11 protein-coding genes and 1 other RNA gene are annotated in these 17,703 nt (G+C 61.9%); 5 read left to right on the top strand and 7 right to left on the bottom strand.

Annotated features, from left to right (window positions below; genetic code table 11):
* The first annotated feature begins 193 nt into the window (after positions 1 to 193).
* Positions 194 to 508, top strand: a complete 315-nt coding sequence (locus tag PspS04_RS18545) for a helix-turn-helix domain-containing protein (RefSeq protein WP_095165396.1) — start codon at positions 194 to 196, stop codon at positions 506 to 508.
* Between the two features lie 236 nt (positions 509 to 744).
* On the opposite strand, the gene ffs is transcribed toward PspS04_RS18545, so the two are convergent.
* The 6 genes from ffs to PspS04_RS18575 form a co-directional block, all read right to left on the bottom strand.
* Positions 745 to 841: signal recognition particle sRNA small type (ffs, locus tag PspS04_RS18550), an RNA gene on the bottom strand.
* Positions 842 to 1,134: 293 nt separating this feature from the next.
* Positions 1,135 to 2,301 carry a zinc-binding metallopeptidase family protein gene (locus PspS04_RS18555; protein ID WP_159998878.1) on the bottom strand — a complete coding sequence of 389 codons (1,167 nt, stop codon included), beginning with the start codon at positions 2,299 to 2,301 and terminating at the stop codon, positions 1,135 to 1,137.
* A gap of 147 nt (positions 2,302 to 2,448) precedes the next feature.
* Positions 2,449 to 4,806 carry an NAD-dependent DNA ligase LigA gene (ligA, locus tag PspS04_RS18560; protein ID WP_159997082.1) on the bottom strand — a complete coding sequence of 786 codons (2,358 nt, stop codon included), beginning with the start codon at positions 4,804 to 4,806 and terminating at the stop codon, positions 2,449 to 2,451.
* Between the two features lie 128 nt (positions 4,807 to 4,934).
* Entirely contained in the window at positions 4,935 to 5,789 is an 855-nt protein-coding gene (zipA, locus tag PspS04_RS18565) for a cell division protein ZipA (RefSeq protein ID WP_095165425.1), read from the bottom strand.
* A gap of 256 nt (positions 5,790 to 6,045) precedes the next feature.
* Complete coding sequence (smc, locus tag PspS04_RS18570; RefSeq protein WP_159997084.1) at positions 6,046 to 9,534, bottom strand: chromosome segregation protein SMC; 3,489 nt, start codon at positions 9,532 to 9,534, stop codon at positions 6,046 to 6,048.
* 2 nt (positions 9,535 to 9,536) lie between these two features.
* Positions 9,537 to 10,196, bottom strand: a complete 660-nt coding sequence (locus PspS04_RS18575; protein WP_159997086.1) for a GntR family transcriptional regulator — start codon at positions 10,194 to 10,196, stop codon at positions 9,537 to 9,539.
* A 267-nt stretch (positions 10,197 to 10,463) separates the two neighbouring features.
* Here PspS04_RS18575 and xdhA point away from each other — a divergent pair, with 267 nt between their 5' ends.
* The 4 genes from xdhA to guaD all read left to right on the top strand — a co-directional run bounded on the left by xdhA (position 10,464) and on the right by guaD (position 16,601).
* Positions 10,464 to 11,918: a xanthine dehydrogenase small subunit gene (gene xdhA, locus PspS04_RS18580; protein ID WP_159997088.1), complete on the top strand. Its 1,455-nt coding sequence runs from the start codon at positions 10,464 to 10,466 to the stop codon at positions 11,916 to 11,918.
* Entirely contained in the window at positions 11,911 to 14,310 is a 2,400-nt protein-coding gene (gene xdhB, locus PspS04_RS18585; RefSeq protein ID WP_159997090.1) for a xanthine dehydrogenase molybdopterin binding subunit, read from the top strand. Before xdhA ends, xdhB begins: the two co-directional genes overlap by 8 nt.
* A gap of 135 nt (positions 14,311 to 14,445) precedes the next feature.
* Positions 14,446 to 15,288 (top strand): xanthine dehydrogenase accessory protein XdhC, encoded by an 843-nt coding sequence (gene xdhC / locus PspS04_RS18590; protein ID WP_095165434.1) that lies wholly within the window; start codon positions 14,446 to 14,448, stop codon positions 15,286 to 15,288.
* 8 nt (positions 15,289 to 15,296) lie between these two features.
* Positions 15,297 to 16,601, top strand: coding sequence for a guanine deaminase (guaD, locus tag PspS04_RS18595; RefSeq protein WP_095165436.1), 1,305 nt, complete (start codon positions 15,297 to 15,299; stop codon positions 16,599 to 16,601).
* A gap of 194 nt (positions 16,602 to 16,795) precedes the next feature.
* Here the strand turns inward: guaD and PspS04_RS18600 are convergent, their stop codons facing one another.
* Positions 16,796 to 17,560, bottom strand: coding sequence for a GntR family transcriptional regulator (locus tag PspS04_RS18600; RefSeq protein ID WP_095165437.1), 765 nt, complete (start codon positions 17,558 to 17,560; stop codon positions 16,796 to 16,798).
* Between the last annotated feature and the right edge of the window lie 143 nt (positions 17,561 to 17,703).

Below are 17,703 nucleotides of genomic sequence, written 5' to 3' on the forward strand. Positions count from 1 at the left end.
CCGTACAGAGGAAACCTGCGCAATGATGGCTGTTTCACATCGCCCCAACTGCGGATCTTTAGCCACCCAATGCTCGTATCAAGCGCCAATTCTACGAAATACATCACATATATGAAAGCAAGGTGATGAATCATGCAGTTGTGCAATGTCAAAATCTGTCGTTAAGTTCTTGATTCTAAATGGGAATTGAGCGATGCACATTTCAAGTTTGGGTCCAGCCATCAAACGTTATCGCAAGGTAGCGGGGCTAACTCAGGCTGAACTCGGCGAAAGAACCGGTTTTGACCCTAAAACCATCAGCCGCTTCGAAACCGGCACCTATACCCCCAGCGTTGAAGCCCTGTTCATGCTTGCCAGCGCACTGGGAGTGAAGCTCAAAGTGTTTTTCGCCGACTTTGGCGACGAAGACGAACAGCGAGCCTATCTGTTTGGTGTCGTACACAAAGCCCCCCCAAAGGATCTGGGAAAGCTGATCGCAGCGGTTGATCACGCCTTGTCCAAGCCTTAGCGCCACATACAACCAACAGCAGAGGCAACGTTTTTCGCTGCCTCTGCTGTGTCGTTCACGCGCCCGCAAAAAAGCCCGGCACCTGTTAGCGACGACGCTGGGGGCAGACAGCAGAAAACACCCTGGACCGAGAAACGCTCGGAGGGCAACAAACAGCAGGATTCAGGAGAAGAAGCTGACAGCGCGGATGGACTGGCGATTGCCAGCAAGGCTGTAGCAAGGCGTTAAGGTGGTAACCCCACCAGCCACACCCCGGCACACAATGTTCCCGCTGTGGCTGCTTCCTTCCGGATCTGACCAGGTTCACGGGTAATCGTTGCGGGGGGACCGATGGGGTCACCATAACGACACTCACCAGTCGGCGAGCCGCGCCATTGTACCTATCTGAGACGAAGTTACAACCGTTCCCGCGGATTAAAAAAAATGAGCCGCTTCAATGACATGCGATAGCCCTGCAAGATCAGGACGTGTATCCGCTGGCGCAGCCTGCGTTCGGCGGCTTAGCCGTCGTCGCCCCTGCTCACTTGACGGACCTGATTCAGCGCATGGCGGCCGCTGCGCGGCCGAACGCAGCCTCGCGGGCTCGGCAGCTGCTACGGAAATTGCGCGCCCCCCTGTAACGCGGGCTACAGGCTTTGCACTGCCTGGTCGGCCCGGCCGCCCTCTTGCTGGATCACCAGGTGAATGAAATGCAGTTTGCCGATGACCGCTGGCGGCAGGACGAAGGGGTAGAAGTCCGGCTGGCCCATGCTGCGCGACAGTTCGTTGAGCATGCCTGCCAGTTCGATCCAGGCATTGACGAACGACAGGAACGCCGCGCCGCCAGGGTGCTGCGGGTCATAGAGCACGCTGCAAGGAAATGCCGGGTAGTCGAAGTCCATCTGCCGAGCGCTCATGCCCAAACCCAGCGCCGTGTCCACCGCGTCCATCATGTGCAGGTAATGCGCCCAGGTTTCCGCCCAGTCTTCCCAGGGGTGCATGGTGGCATAGGCACTGACGTGGCTTTGCTGCCAATCCGCCGGGGCGCCCTGCTGATAATGCCGCTCCAGCGCCTCGGCATAACTGGTGCGCTCATCGCCGAATACCTGACGAAAGCCCTCGAGCCACGGACCGTTGGCTATCAGGCGATCCCAGTAATAATGTCCGACCTCATGCCGCAAGTGCCCCAACAGGGTGCGGTAGGGCTCGCCCATCTGCACCCGCACCCGTTCGCGGTGCGCGTCGTCAGCCTCGCGGATATCCAGGGTCACCAGGCCGCTGGCGTGCCCGGTCATCGGCGACTTGCCTTCGAGATCGATGCTGACAAAGTCAAAGGCCAGTCCGCGCTCTTCGTCGATGGACCGGTCGATAACCTGTAACCCGAGGTCGAGCAATTGCGCGACCAGCCGGCGCTTGGCGATCTCCACCTTGCGCCAGTGTTCGTGATTTTGCGCGATGGACAGGTCGGGAATGGTCCGGTTCAGGCGGCAGGCAATGCAGTGCAACTGCGGATCATCGGCCGGCAGCAGCCAGTTGCAGGCTGCCGGGGTATCGAGGTTGGCGCAGCGACGGAACAGCCCAGCCCCAGGGTCGGCGTCCAACTGCCAGGTGTCCGGCTGCGGGCCGGGCTGCAGCGACGACAAGCGGCTTTGCTCAGGTTGGTAGCCCAGGGCTGCGGAACAGGCCAGGCACTGGCTGTTGCGAAAAAACAGCGACTGCCCGCACCGACACGGCCAGACCTTGCTGTTGCGTGAACTGTCGCCGATGAAGGGCGCGGCGATCCGCGCACTGAGCTGCTCGAAGAAACGGTACATGGCGATCTCTTCCTGGGGGCTGGCCAAGTCTAGATCCTGGCGCAGCGACTATCGTTCCCTCCGAGCATTCGGTTGTCGCCAAGCACTTCATCGCGGGCAAGCCGCAAGCGGGCGCCCGCTCCCACAGCGACTCGCCCACGAAGAGGATCACACAGCAATACCGTGCCCAGCCAAGAACCCGACGAATGCCTCTTCATCCAACACCTTGAGCCCTAGCTCATTGGCCTTGACCAGTTTCGAGCCGGCGCCCGGCCCCGCCACCACACAGAACGTCTTGGCCGACACCGAGCCCGCAACCTTGGCGCCCAGGCTTTCCAGCTTATCCTTGGCGACGTCGCGGCTCATCAGCTCCAGGGAACCGGTGAGCACCCAGGTCTGCCCGGCCAGCGGCAAGCCTTCGACGACCTTCTTCTCGCTCTGCCAATGCATGCCGAAGTCACGCAACTGCTGTTCGGCCGCCAGGGCTTGCTGGCGATTGTCCTCGATCGCAAAAAACTCGCGCACCGCGTTGGCCTGCTTCTCCGGCAGTGCCTGGCGCATGTCCAGCCAGTCCGCGTCGATCACCGCCTGCAGCGAACCGAACTTGTCGGCCAGCTTCTGCGCCCCGCCCGGACCGACCGAAGGAATGTGCAACTTGTCGAGCAGGCCACCGAGGGTGGTGCTCGCCGCAAACTCGGCGCCCAACTCGCCCTGGTCCTGAATCTCCAGGCCATGCGCCAATAGCTGCTTGATCACCTGCTGGTTGTGGTTGTCGGTGAAGAAGCTGTGGATCTCGTGAGCGACCTCCAGACCAACATCCGGCAAGTACGTCAGCACTTGCGGCAATGCCTGCTGCACGCGCTCCAGCGAGCCCAGCGAGCGCGCCAGGACCTTGGCGGTCTCCTCACCGACATCCGGAATGCCCAGCGCATAGATAAACCGTGCCAGGCTCTGGCGCTTGCTGTCGGCAATGGCCGCCAGCAGGTTCTTGCTCGACAGCTCGGCAAAACCTTCCAGGTCGACGATCTGCTCGAACGTCAGCCCATACAGGTCCGCCGGTGAGCTGACCAGGCCTTCATCGACCAACTGCTCGACGCTCTTTTCGCCCAGGCCTTCAATGTCCATGGCCCGTCGCGAAACGAAATGGATGATCGCCTGCTTGAGCTGCGCCCCACAGGCCAAGCGTCCGACGCAGCGGTACACCGCGCCCTCGCTGACGGTTTCGCGCCCCTTGCTGCGCTTGATCAACTGCGTGCGCTCGACGTGGGAGCCACAGACCGGGCAACTCTCGGGAATCTGCACCGGCCGGGCATCGGCCGGACGCCGCTCGGCGACCACCTGGACCACCTGCGGAATCACATCACCGGCCCGGCGAATGATCACCGTATCGCCGATCATCAGGCCCAGGCGCGCCACTTCGTCCATGTTGTGCAGCGTCGCATTGGACACCGTCACACCCGCCACTTTCACCGGCTTGAGGCGCGCCACCGGCGTCACCGCTCCAGTGCGGCCGACCTGGAATTCCACGTCGAGCAGTTCGGTGAGTTCTTCCATGGCCGGGAATTTATGGGCAATCGCCCAGCGCGGCTCACGGGCACGGAAGCCCAGCTCACGCTGCGCGGCGATACTGTTGACCTTGAACACCACGCCATCGATCTCGTAAGGCAGTGCATTGCGCCGCTCACCGATATCGCGGTAGTAGTCCAGGCATTCGCCGATGCCCTTGGCCAGTTTCAGTTCACGACTGACCGGCATGCCCCAGGCCTTGAGTTGCTGCAGATTGCCGATGTGCGTGTCGGCAATGTCCGCCGACACCTGGCCGATGCCGTAGCAGCAGAACTCCAGCGGCCGGCTGGCGGTGATTTTCGAATCCAACTGGCGCAAGCTGCCGGCGGCGGCATTGCGCGGGTTGGCGAAGGTCTTGCCGCCCACTTCCAGTTGCGTGGCATTCAGGCGCTCGAAACCGGCCTTGGACATATAGACTTCGCCGCGCACTTCCAGGGTCGCCGGCCAGCCGCTGCCCTGCAGCTTGAGGGGAATATTGCGCACCGTGCGCACATTGACGCTGATGTCTTCCCCCGTGGTGCCGTCGCCGCGGGTAGCGCCTCGTACCAGCAGGCCATCCTGATACAGCAGGCTGACCGCCAGGCCATCGAGCTTGGGCTCGCAGCTGTACTCCACTTCGGCGCCGCCGCCAAACAGATCACCGACCGGCAAGTCCAGGCCTTCGGTGACCCGGCGATCGAACTCGCGCATATCGGTTTCTTCGAAGGCGTTGCCCAGGCTCAGCATCGGCACTTCGTGACGCACCTGGGTAAATGCCGAGAGCGCCGCACTGCCCACGCGCTGGGTCGGCGAGTCGCTGCTGATCAGTTGCGGGTTGGCCGCCTCCAGCGCCTTGAGCTCATGGAACAACCGATCGTACTCGGCGTCCGGAATGCTCGGCTCGTCCAGCACGTGGTAGCGGTAGTTGTGCAGATCCAGTTCAGCGCGAAGCTCTAGAATGCGTTTTTCGGCGGCGTTCATGGGTGTTCTCTCATAAAGCAAAAGAGCAGCCGAGGCTGCTCAATCTGTTGATGCGGACAAATTCACTGCAGGCGCTGAGCTGGCTCAGCGCCTGCAGGGTGCGGGAGGTATCCCACACATTGCCAATTTCAGCGCTTCTGGGTCAGGGCGCGACGCTCGAATTCGACGATGCGCTGACGGTAGTGTTCGATGGTCTGTGCCGTCAGGACGCTGCGCTGATCGTCCTTGAGCTCGCCATTGAGCTCCTGGGACAACTTGCGTGCAGCGGCGACCATCACATCGAACGCCTGCTTCGGATGACGCGGACCCGGCAGGCCAAGGAAGAAGCTGACCGCCGGGGTGCTGAAGTGGTCGATGTCGTCCAGGTCAAAAATACCCGGCTTGACTGCGTTAGCCATGGAGAACAGGACTTCGCCGTTGCCCGCCATGCTTTCGTGGCGGTGGAAAATATCCATCTCGCCGAAACGCAGGCCACTTTCGAGAATGTTCTGCAACAGCGCCGGGCCCTTGAAGCCACCGGCATCACGGCAGATCACGCTGATCACCAGCACTTCTTCGGCTTGCGGTTGGTCCTTGCTCGCCGCCCCGCTCGAGGCCTTGGTTTCATCCGGGAAATCGCCGTCACGGCTGCTGAAGCTCGGGCCGCCGTCCAGGTCCAGATTAAGGTTCAAGTCGCCTTGCGCCGGCTCGCCGTGGCCACGCTTGCCACGCTTGGAGCCCGACTCGCGGGGCTCACGGGCAGGCATGCTGACCGACGGCAGGTCGTGCTCGTCCAGTTGCGGCTCTTTGTGGTTATCGAGCACCCGCGGCGGGCCCAGCAGTTCGGCACCGCTGTCCTCGTCCGGCAGATTGGACAGGCTGCGGTCCAGGCGAAACTTGAGTTTGCCCTTGCCGCCGCGCATGCGCCGCCAGCCATCAAAAAGAATACCGGCAATGACTATGATGCCGATGACGATCAGCCACTCGCGCAGACCGATTTCCATGTAATCCCGTGCCTCTATAAAAAATGCTGAAAAATAAGGGGTTTACAAGCTGTAAACCGCTTTAAAACGTGGCGCCAACTCTATGTTCTGACAGGCGTTTTGCCCACGTACACGATAAATTGACATTAAACTAGCACGACCAAAGGTAACTTTACACCGTCTGTCACAGTGGCTTCAGCGAATATGTCGATTGGCCAGTAATCCGTACCGGTAAAAATCCTTACTTCCCATAAACATATGGCTTAAACCCAGGACGTCAGGCGTCCACCATCGCCATCGCCTCCTCGACATCCACAGCCACCAGACGCGAACAACCGGGCTCGTGCATCGTCACCCCCATCAACTGGTCGGCCATTTCCATGGCGATCTTGTTGTGGGTGATATAGATGAACTGCACCGTCTGCGACATCTCTTTGACCAGTCTTGCGTAGCGTCCAACGTTAGCGTCATCCAGCGGGGCGTCAACTTCATCGAGCATACAGAACGGCGCAGGATTGAGTTTGAAGATGGCAAATACCAGGGCCAATGCGGTCAGGGCTTTTTCGCCGCCAGAGAGCAAATGGATGGTGCTGTTCTTCTTCCCGGGTGGACGCGCCATGATTGTCACCCCTGTATCGAGTAGATCTTCGCCCGTCAGTTCCAAATAAGCGCTGCCGCCACCGAAAACTTTTGGAAACAAGGCCTGCAAACCACCGTTGATCTGATCAAAGGTGTCCTTGAAGCGATTGCGGGTTTCCTTGTCGATCTTGCGAATGACGTTTTCCAGGGTATCGAGGGCTTCCACCAGGTCGGCGTCCTGGGCGTCGAGATAGTGTTTACGCTCGGACTGTTGCTGATATTCGTCGATGGCCGCCAGGTTGATCGCCCCCAGGCGCTGAATCCGTGCGGCGATGCGCTCAAGTTCTTCTTCGGCGTCGTTCTCGTTCGCCTCGGCCACCAGGGTCGCGAGCACGCCGTGCAGGTCATAGCCGTCTTCGAGCAATTGCTCCTGCAGGGTTTTGCGGCGCACGGTCAGGGCCTGCCATTCCATGCGCTGCTGCTCGAGCTGGCTGCGGATCAACTGCGACTGCTGTTCCGCCTGGGTGCGCCGCTTCTCGGCCTCGCGCAGCTCACGGTCGGCCTCCTCCAGCGCGACCTGGGCGGTGCGCAGTTCTTCATCGACACTCATGCGCTTGTCGAGCAGTTCTTCGAGCTTGAGCCGCAACTCTTCCAGCGGCGCTTCACCCTCCTCCAGGTTGAGGCTCAGCTGTTCACGCTTTTCGGTCAGGCGCTCGGACTGCAGCTCCAGGCGTTCCAGGGCCTGGCGGGTGGAATCGTGTTGCGCCTTGAGTGAACCCAGGCGCACCGCCAACTGGTGCGCATGATCCTTGTGCTGCCGGGCTTCCTGGCGCACCCGATCGAGGCGCTCGCGCAGGCTGTCGCGCTGGGCCAGCAGCAACTCGCGCTGCTCGGTGTCCAGGGCCATGCTGTCGAGGGCGCCTTGCAATTGCAGGCGCGACTCGCCGATCTGTTCATGTTCGAGCTCGCGCTGCTCGCCCAGCTCCACCAACTCTTCGTCGAGCCGGGTACGGCGCAAGGTCAACTGCTCGGCCTTGGCCTTGCCCGCGGACAATTGCGCCTTGAGCTCGCCCTGCTGGCGCGCTTCGTCCTGCAGCAGGCGGCGCAGGTGTTCGCGGCCGTTTTCCTGTTGCCGCTGCTGGGCGCGCAGGTTCTGCAGGGTGGTTTCAAGCTGTTCGACCGTGGCTTCACGCTCCTCGCGCTCCAGGCCCAGGGCCTGGATTTCCTGGCCACGGGCCAACACCCCGCTTTCGGCTTCGCTGGCGCGACGCACGCGCAAAAAGTGCCGGCCGATCCAGTAGCCGTCGCGGCTGATCAGGCTTTCGCCGGCCGCCAACTGGCCGCGCAAGGCCAAGCCCTGCTCAAGGGTTTCCACCGGCTTGACCTGGCCCAGCCACGGCGACAGGTCGATCTGCGCCTCGACCTTGTCCAGCAAGCTGCCTGCCACCCGCACACCGTCGATGCCCGGGCTGAGCAGGCGCAAATCGCCCTGGGCAAACCCAGCCAGGTCGAGGCCGGCAAAATCGTCCACCAGCACTGCCTGCAAGTCGGCGCCAAGCACGGTTTCCACCGCCAGCTCCCAGCCCGCCTGCACGCTCAGGCCCTCGGCCAGGCGCGGGCGCTCGGCCAGTTCTTGCTCACGCAACCATTGCGCCGTGCCGGTACCCGGGTCGAGCGCGGCTTGCTGCAAGGCTTCCAGCGACGCCAGGCGACCATTGAGTCGTTGCAGGTCGCCCTGGGCCTGCTGCTGATTGTGCAAGGCCTGCTGGAGCTCCTGGCGCAACTGTTCAAGGCGCTCGACCTGGGCCTGCTCGCTGGCCTGCAAGTCCTCGAGGGTTGCTTCGCTGGCGGCGAGTTGCTCGCCCAGCTCCATGATTGCCGCGTCTTCCGGGTCCGCCGCGAGCAGGTCGCGCTCCTCGGCCAGGCGGCGTTGGCGCTCGGCCAAGCGCTCGACGCTGGTTTCCAACTGCTGAATGCGCGACTGCTGCACCTCGGCCTGGCGTCGGGGCTCGGCCGAACTGAGGTTGAAAGCGTCCCACTGCTCCTGCCAGCCATGCATGGTGGTTTCGGATTCTTCCAGCGCGGCTGCGGCTTCCTCGGCCGCGGCGCTGGTGATTTCCTGCTCCGGGGTCAGCATGTCCAACTCTTCGCCCAGGGTCAGCAGCAGCGTGCGGTCATGGCCCAGGTGGGATTCGGTTTCCAGGCGCGCGCGCTCGGCTTCCTTGAGATCGTCCTGCAGCTGGCGCAAGCGTTGCTGGCCGTGCTGGATACTCTGCTCGACCCGGGCGATGTCGCCGCCAACCGAATAAAAGCGCCCCTGCACCAGATTGAAGCGTTCGGAGAGATCGTGGTGCCCGTCACGCAAGCGTTCGATGCTCGCATCGGCATTGCGCTGCTCGGCCACCAGGGCTTCGAAACTGACTTCCTGATTACCGATGATCGCTTCACGCTGGCCGACCTGCTCGTTCAAGGCCTGCCAACGCAGCGCCGACAGCTGGGCCTTGAGCTGACGCTCCTCGGCTTTGTATTCCTGATACTTCTTGGCGGACTCGGCCTGGCGGTGCAAGCGTTCGAGCTGACGCGTCAGCTCTTCGCGCAGGTCGGTCAGGCGCTCAAGGTTTTCGTGGGTGCGGCGGATCCGGTTTTCCGTCTCGCGCCGACGCTCCTTGTATTTGGAGATCCCCGCCGCTTCCTCGATGAAGTTGCGCAGGTCTTCGGGCTTGGACTCGATCAGCTTGGAGATCATCCCCTGTTCGATGATCGAGTAACTGCGCGGACCCAGGCCAGTGCCGAGGAAAATGTCGGTGATGTCGCGGCGCCGGCACTTGGTGCCGTTGAGGTAATAGGTGGTCTGGCTGTCGCGGGTGACTTTGCGGCGAATCGAAATCTCCGCATAGGCGGCGTATTCACCGAGCAAGGTACCGTCGGAGTTGTCGAACACCAGTTCGATGCTGGCCTGGCTCACCGGCTTGCGGCTGGTGGAGCCATTGAAGATGACGTCGGTCATCGACTCGCCACGCAGGTTCTTCGCCGAGCTCTCGCCCATCACCCAACGTACGGCGTCGATGATGTTCGACTTGCCGCAGCCATTGGGCCCGACCACCGCCGCCATGTTACTGGGGAAGTTCACCGTGGTCGGGTCGACGAAGGATTTGAACCCCGCCAGTTTGATGCACTTGAGCCGCACGCTCAGGCCGCCGGCAAGGCAGACAGCACCAGGTCGCAACTGCGCTGGGCGTAGGCCGAGAGCACGATGCGGATCTGTGGCAGGTCACGGGCGAGCACGGCGGCGAGCAGGCGTTCGAACAGTTCGAGGAACTCGCTCATTTCCGCCTTGCGTTGTTCCAGGGCCAGGAAATACGCGCGACTCATGGCCGGCTGCAGGTTCTCGACAGTCTCCTGCAGGTAGGGGTTATTGGCGAACGGGTACGCGGCGCGCATCACATTGAAGCTGTCGTCGACGAAGGTGCGGATGTCCTGGCGTTCGTAGCTGGCGTTCAGGCGCTGCTGGATCTGCACGAAGGGCGCCATGTCGGCCTGGACGCGCCAGCCATTGGCCACGGCGTTGCCCAGCAGGATGTACAGCTCGCTCATCAGGGTGCACAGGCTCTGCACCTTGTGCGCGGTGAGCTCGGTGACATGGGCGCCGCGTCGCGGCAGGATCGCGATCAGGTGGCGTCGTTCGAGGATCAGCAAGGCTTCACGGACCGAACCGCGGCTGACATTGAGCGCCAGCGTGACCTTCTGTTCCTGGATGCGCTCTCCTGGCTTCATTTCGCCGCGAATGATGCGTTCGGCGAGGTGTTGAGCAATTTGCTCGGCGAGGCTGTCCGGCGCCTTGAACGTCATGGTTTTCCTTCAAACTCTTCGATCTGTACAAGCGGCGCAGTGTAGCGCACTTGGTAGTGGATGATGCAGGGCCCGGCCAGTGGAAATTGGCACGATTCAAGCAAAAAGCGAGCTGGGCCCAGAGGGTCAATACTCAAAGCATGAGGTTGCTGATCGACAAAAGGTAATTTCCTGACCTTTAAGTCAGAAAACCATTGACCGAAAAGTCAGACCTGATAAATTCAGGTCATAACGGTTAACAACAATAATGAGTCTGCGAGGCCTTCCGTGATCCAGTTTTTACTCAACCAGGAACTCCGTAGCGAGCACGCCCTGGACCCCAACCTGACTGTGCTCAACTACCTGCGCGAGCACTTGGGCAAGTCCGGCACCAAAGAAGGTTGCGCCAGCGGTGACTGTGGCGCGTGCACTGTGGTGGTCGGTGAACTGCAAAGTGATGACGCCGGCCGCGAACATATTCGCTATCGCAGCCTCAACTCGTGCCTGACGTTTGTCTCCTCGCTGCATGGCAAACAGTTGATCAGCGTCGAAGACCTCAAGCATCAGGGCCAACTGCACAGCGTGCAGAAGGCCATGGTCGAATGCCACGGCTCGCAGTGCGGCTTCTGCACGCCGGGGTTTGTCATGTCGTTGTTCGCCCTGCAGAAAAACAGCGACCAACCCGACGCCCACAAGGCCCATGAAGCCCTCGCCGGCAACCTCTGCCGCTGCACCGGCTACCGGCCGATTCTCGAAGCCGCCGAACAGTCCTGCTGCGGCAAACAGCCCGACCAGTTCGATGCCCGTGAAGCCGAGACCATCGCCCGCCTGAAGGCCATCGCCCCCACCGACATCGGTGAACTCAACTGCGGCGACAAACGTTGCCTGGTGCCGTTGACCGTGGCTGACCTGGCCGACCTCTATGACGCCTATCCGCAAGCCCGGCTGTTGGCCGGCGGCACTGACCTGGCGTTGGAAGTCACCCAGTTCCACCGCACCCTGCCAGTGATGATCTACGTCGGCAATGTCGCCGAAATGAAGCGCATCGAACACTTTGCCGATCGCCTGGAAATCGGCGCGGCCACCGCCCTCTCCGACTGCTACGAGGCCCTCAAGGCCCAATACCCGGACTTCGGCGAACTGCTGCAACGCTTCGCCTCGCTGCAGATCCGCAACCAGGGCACCCTGGGTGGCAACATCGGCAATGCCTCGCCCATCGGCGACTCGCCACCGCTGCTGATCGCCCTGGGCGCACAGATCGTGCTGTGCAAAGGCAACACCCGCCGCACCCTGGCCCTGGAAGACTACTTCATCGATTACCGGGTTACCGCGCGCCAGGAAAGCGAGTTCATCGAGAAGATCATTGTGCCGCGCGCCAGTGCCGTGCAGCAGTTCCGCGCCTATAAAGTGTCCAAGCGCCTGGACGATGATATTTCCGCGGTCTGCGCCGCCTTTAACCTGCGCATCGACAACGGCGTGATCGCTGACGCCCGCGTCGCCTTCGGCGGTATGGCCGCCACCCCGAAACGAGCCAAAAGCTGCGAAGCGGCACTGCTCGGTTCGACCTGGAACCATGCCACCGTCGAAGCCGCGTGCGCGGCCCTGGCCGAAGATTTCACCCCGCTCTCGGACTTTCGCGCCAGCAAGGAATACCGCCTGCTCAGCGCGCAGAACCTGCTGCGCAAGTATTTCATCGAGCTGCAAACACCGCACATCGAGACCCGGGTGACCGCTTATGTCTAATCATCACGCCGTAGAGAAGACCCAGGCCGAACTGGCTGAACTGTTCGCCAAGGACCTGACCACCGGGGTCGGCCGTAGCGTCAAGCACGACAGCGCCGCCAAACACGTGTCCGGTGAAGCCCAGTACATCGATGACCGGCTGGAGTTTCCCAATCAGCTGCACGTCTATGCACGCCTGTCGGACCGCGCCCACGCGAAAATCATCAGCATCGACACCCAGCCCTGCTACGCCTTCGAAGGCGTGCGCATTGCCATTACCCATGCAGACGTGCCGGGCCTGAAAGACATCGGGCCGCTGTTGCCGGGCGACCCGCTGCTGGCGATCGATGACGTGCAATTCGTCGGTCAACCGGTGCTCGCCGTCGCGGCGAAAGACCTGGAAACCGCGCGCAAGGCCGCCATGGCCGCGATCATCGAATACGAAGACCTGGAACCGGTGCTGGACGTGGTCGAAGCCCTGCGCAAACGCCACTTCGTACTCGACAGCCACACCCACCAGCGCGGCGACTCGGCCACTGCGCTGGCCACCGCCGAGCATCGCATCCAGGGCACGCTGCACATTGGCGGCCAGGAACACTTCTACCTGGAAACCCAGATTTCCTCGGTGATGCCGACGGAAGATGGCGGCATGATCGTCTACTGCTCGACCCAGAACCCCACCGAAGTGCAGAAGCTGGTGGCCGAAGTCCTCGACGTGTCGATGAACAAGATCGTGGTCGACATGCGCCGCATGGGCGGCGGTTTCGGCGGCAAGGAAACCCAGGCCGCCAGCCCGGCGTGCCTGTGCGCGGTGATCGCCCACCTGACGGGCCAACCGACCAAGATGCGCCTGCCGCGGGTCGAAGACATGCTGATGACCGGCAAGCGCCACCCGTTCTACGTCGAGTACGACGTCGGCTTCGACAACAGCGGGCGCCTGCACGGTATCGCCCTCGACCTGGCGGGCAACTGCGGTTGCTCGCCGGACCTGTCGGCCTCCATCGTCGACCGGGCGATGTTCCACTCCGACAACTCGTACTACCTGGGCGATGCGACCATCAATGGTCACCGCTGCAAGACCAACACCGCCTCGAACACCGCCTACCGTGGTTTCGGCGGCCCTCAGGGGATGGTCGCCATCGAAGAAGTGATGGACGCCATTGCCCGTCACCTGGGGCTCGACCCGCTGGCCGTGCGCAAGGCCAACTACTACGGCAAGACCGAGCGCAACGTCACCCACTACTACCAGACCGTCGAGCACAACATGCTCGAGGAAATGACCGCGGAACTGGAAGAAAGCAGCCAGTACGCCGAGCGTCGCGAAGCGATCCGCCGCTACAACGCCAACAGCCCGATCCTGAAAAAGGGCCTGGCGCTGACCCCGGTGAAATTCGGCATTTCCTTCACTGCCAGCTTCCTCAACCAGGCGGGCGCACTGATCCACGTCTACACCGACGGCAGCATCCACCTCAACCATGGCGGCACCGAGATGGGCCAGGGCCTGAACATCAAGGTCGCGCAGGTGGTGGCCGAAGTGTTCCAGGTGGAAATCGATCGCGTACAAATCACCGCGACCAACACCGACAAGGTGCCGAACACCTCGCCGACCGCCGCCTCCAGCGGTGCCGACCTCAATGGCAAGGCGGCGCAGAATGCCGCAGAAATCATCAAGCAGCGCCTCGTGGAGTTCGCCGCGCGCAAGTATGAAGTCAGTGAAGCCGACGTGGAGTTCCACAACGGCCACGTGCGGATTCGGGATCACATCCTGACCTTCGAAGCGCTGATCCAGCAGGCGTATTTCGCTCAGGTCTCGCTGTCCAGCACCGGCTTCTACAAGACTCCGAAAATCTTCTACGACCGCAGCCAGGCCCGTGGTCGGCCGTTCTACTACTTCGCCTTCGGTGCGGCCTGCTGCGAAGTGCTCATCGACACCCTGACCGGCGAATACAAAATGCTGCGCACCGACATCCTGCATGATGTCGGCGCCTCGCTGAACCCGGCCATCGACATCGGCCAGGTCGAAGGCGGTTTCATCCAGGGCATGGGCTGGCTGACCATGGAAGAGCTGGTGTGGAACAACAAGGGCAAGCTGATGACCAACGGCCCGGCCAGCTACAAGATCCCGGCGGTGGCCGACATGCCGCTGGACCTGCGGGTCAAGCTGGTGGAAAACCGCAAGAACCCGGAAGACACGGTGTTCCACTCCAAGGCCGTGGGCGAGCCGCCGTTCATGCTCGGCATCGCCGCCTGGTGTGCGATCAAGGACGCGGTGGCGAGCCTGGGCGACTACCGGCACCAACCAAGGATCGACGCACCGGCGACCCCGGAACGGGTGTTGTGGGGCTGTGAACAGATGCGCCAGTTGAAGGCGGTGAAGCCAGTCGAAACTGAGTCTGAGTTGGCTCCGCTTTGAGACTGCGTCGCGCCCTTCGCGGGCAAGCCCGCTCCCACAGGGTCATGTGCTGACTGATAGACCTGTACAGATCCAATGTGGGAGCGAGCTTGCTCGCGATAGCGGACTAACAGACACACAGATGTCGAGGTGAACATGTACAACTGGATCGACGCCCTCGCCGACCTGCAATCCCAGGGCGAAGCCTGCGTCCTGGTGACCATCATCGAAGAGCTCGGCTCGACGCCGCGCAACGCTGGCTCGAAAATGGTCATCAGCGCCACGCACACCTACGACACCATCGGTGGCGGGCATCTGGAATACAAGGCGATGCAGATCGCCCGGCAGATGCTGTCCAGCGGCAAGCAGGACACCCACCTGGAGCGCTTCAGCCTCGGCGCTAGCCTCGGCCAGTGCTGTGGCGGCGCCACCGTGCTGTTGTTCGAACCCATGGGCCAGGTGCAGGCACAGATCGCCGTGTTTGGCGCCGGTCATGTCGGCCGCGCCCTGGTGCCCCTGCTCGCCAGCCTGCCCTGCCGGGTGCGCTGGATCGACTCGCGGGATGCCGAGTTCCCGGAACACATTCCCCATGGCGTGCGTAAAATCGTCAGCGAAGACCCGGTGGACGAAATCGACGACCTGCCGGCGGGCAGCTACTGCATCGTCATGACCCACAATCACCAGCTCGACCTGGAGCTCACGGCCGCCATCCTCAAGCGCAACGACTTCGCCTATTTCGGCCTGATCGGCTCGAAGACCAAGCGCGTGAAGTTCGAACACCGCCTGCGCGATCGCGGATTCGACACCAGCACCGTGCAACGCATGCGTTGCCCGATGGGCATCGGCGAAGTCAAAGGCAAATTGCCTGTGGAAATTGCCATCTCCATCGCCGGCGAAATCATCGCCACCTATAACGCGAATTTCGGCCAGGGCACCGCTCGCGCCGAACCCATTGCCAAACTGCTGCCCGCCTCACGCCGCAGTCAAGCCACGAACTGAGAACCCCCATGCCTTCGACTCGCAAAGCCTACCGCGCCGCCATCCTGCACAGCATCGCCGACCCTGCCGTGGTCGGCATTGAAGCCTCTTACCAGTATTTCGAAGATGGCTTGCTGGTCACCGAAAACGGCCGGATCAGCGCCCTCGGCCATGCCAGCGAGCTGCTGGCCAGCCTGCCGGCGGACATTGAAGTGGTCCACCACAAAGACGCCTTGATTACCCCTGGCTTCATCGACACCCACATCCACCTGCCGCAAACCGGCATGGTCGGTGCGTATGGCGAACAATTGCTGGACTGGCTCAACACCTACACCTTCCCTTGCGAAAGCCAGTTCGCCGACAAGGCCCACGCCGAAGAAGTCGCCGGGATCTTCATCAAGGAACTGCTGCGCAACGGCACCACCACTGCCCTGGTGTTCGGCAGCGTGCACCCGCAATCGGTGGACTCGTTCTTCGAGCAGGCGCAAAAACTCGACCTGCGGATGATCGCCGGCAAGGTGATGATGGACCGCAACGCGCCGGACTACCTGACCGACACCGCTGAATCCAGCTACGAGCAAAGCAAGGTGCTGATCGAGCGCTGGCACGGCAAGGGCCGCCTGCACTACGCAGTGACCCCACGCTTTGCGCCGACCAGCACCCCGGAGCAACTGACCCTCGCCGGCCAGTTGCTCAGCGAGTACCCCGACCTGTACATGCAGACCCACATCAGTGAAAACCTGCAGGAGATCGAATGGGTCAAGGAACTGTTCCCGGAGCGCAAGGGCTACCTGGATGTCTACGACCATTACCAGTTGCTGGGTGAGCGCTCGGTGTTCGCCCATGGCGTGCACCTGTGTGACGACGAATGTGCACGGCTGGCCGAGACCGGCTCGGCGGTGGCGTTCTGCCCGACTTCCAACTTCTTCCTCGGCAGCGGCCTGTTCAACCTGCCGATGGCCGAGAAACACAACCTCCTCGTCGGTCTCGGTACCGATGTGGGCGCTGGCACCAGCTTCTCGCTGCTACACACCCTCAACGAAGCCTACAAAGTCATGCAACTGCAAGGCGCACGCCTGAGTCCGTTCAAGTCGCTGTACCTGGCGACCCTCGGCGGCGCCCGCGCGCTACGCCTGGAAGACCGGATCGGGACCCTGCAACCGGGCACCGACGCCGACTTCCTGGTGCTCGATTATCACGCCACTCCGCTGCTCAGCTACCGCCTGCAACAGGCGAACAACATCGCCGAAACCCTGTTTGTATTGATGACCCTGGGGGATGACCGGACGGTGCTGCAGACTTATGCGGCGGGGAACCTGGTGCACCAGCGCTAGGTTTCCACAGGCATAAAAAATCCCCCTGCGCTTTGCAGCCTGGGGGATTTTTCTTGTCTGTCAGATTGCTATCGTCGGAACGCCGCCCGGAGCAAGCCCGCTCCCACAGTGATCTTCGGTGATTACAAAATTCCAGTACACCACAGACCTTGTGGGAGCGGGCTTGCCCGCGATTGGCGCGACACAATTTCGGATCAGAGCTTGGCGGGTGAGCGCCCTGGCTTCTTGGTCTGCAGCAGATGGGAGAACACCGCGTGCAGGTCGTCCGAGGCGCTTTCTTCGTCGAGGTTGAGCTTGCTGTCGATGTGATCCATGTGATGCATCATCAGGTTCACCGCCAGCGTCGCGTCGCGGGCTTCGATGGCATCGATCAACTGGGTGTGTTCGTCATAGGAACAGTGCGAGCGGTTACCACTTTCGTACTGGGCAATGATCAACGAAGTCTGCGACACCAGGCTGCGCTGGAAGCTGATCAATGGCGCGTTTTTCGCTGCCTCGGCCAGCTTCAGGTGAAACTCCCCGGAAAGGCGGATACCCGCACCGCGGTCACCGCGGGAAAAGCTGTCGCGCTCGTCGTTGACCATCTGGCGCAACTCGCTCAGCTCTTCGGCGCTGGCGTGTTCGACCGCAAGTTCAGTAATCGCCCGCTCCACCAGACGCCGGGCCATGAACACCTGGCGCGCTTCGTCGACACTCGGGCTGGCAACCACGGCGCCACGATTCGGGCGCAACAGCACCACGCCTTCGTGGGCCAGGCGCGACAGGGCGCGGCGAATGATGGTGCGGCTGACCCCGAAAATCTCTCCCAGCGCCTCTTCGCTCAATTTGGTACCGGGCGCCAGGCGCTGTTCGAGGATGGCCTCGAAGATATGCGCATAGACAATATCGTCCTGGGTTCCGCTGCGGCCGGCTTTGCCTGCTCGCGGTTGTTTCTTGAGGGGCTGCAACTGTTCGTTCATGGGCACTCGAGTCGGGAGAACTGCGGCGAAGAGACCGTGACTGTAATACGTCACAGTGGGTCGCTGGCAAGTATCGCGTAAAAAACACGGCATATTGTACACAACTGCAGGTGGCAACACGACTGTACGGCCATATACGCCCC

The organism is Pseudomonas sp. S04, from assembly GCF_009834545.1.
In the GTDB taxonomy this organism is placed as follows: Bacteria; Pseudomonadota; Gammaproteobacteria; order Pseudomonadales; family Pseudomonadaceae; genus Aquipseudomonas.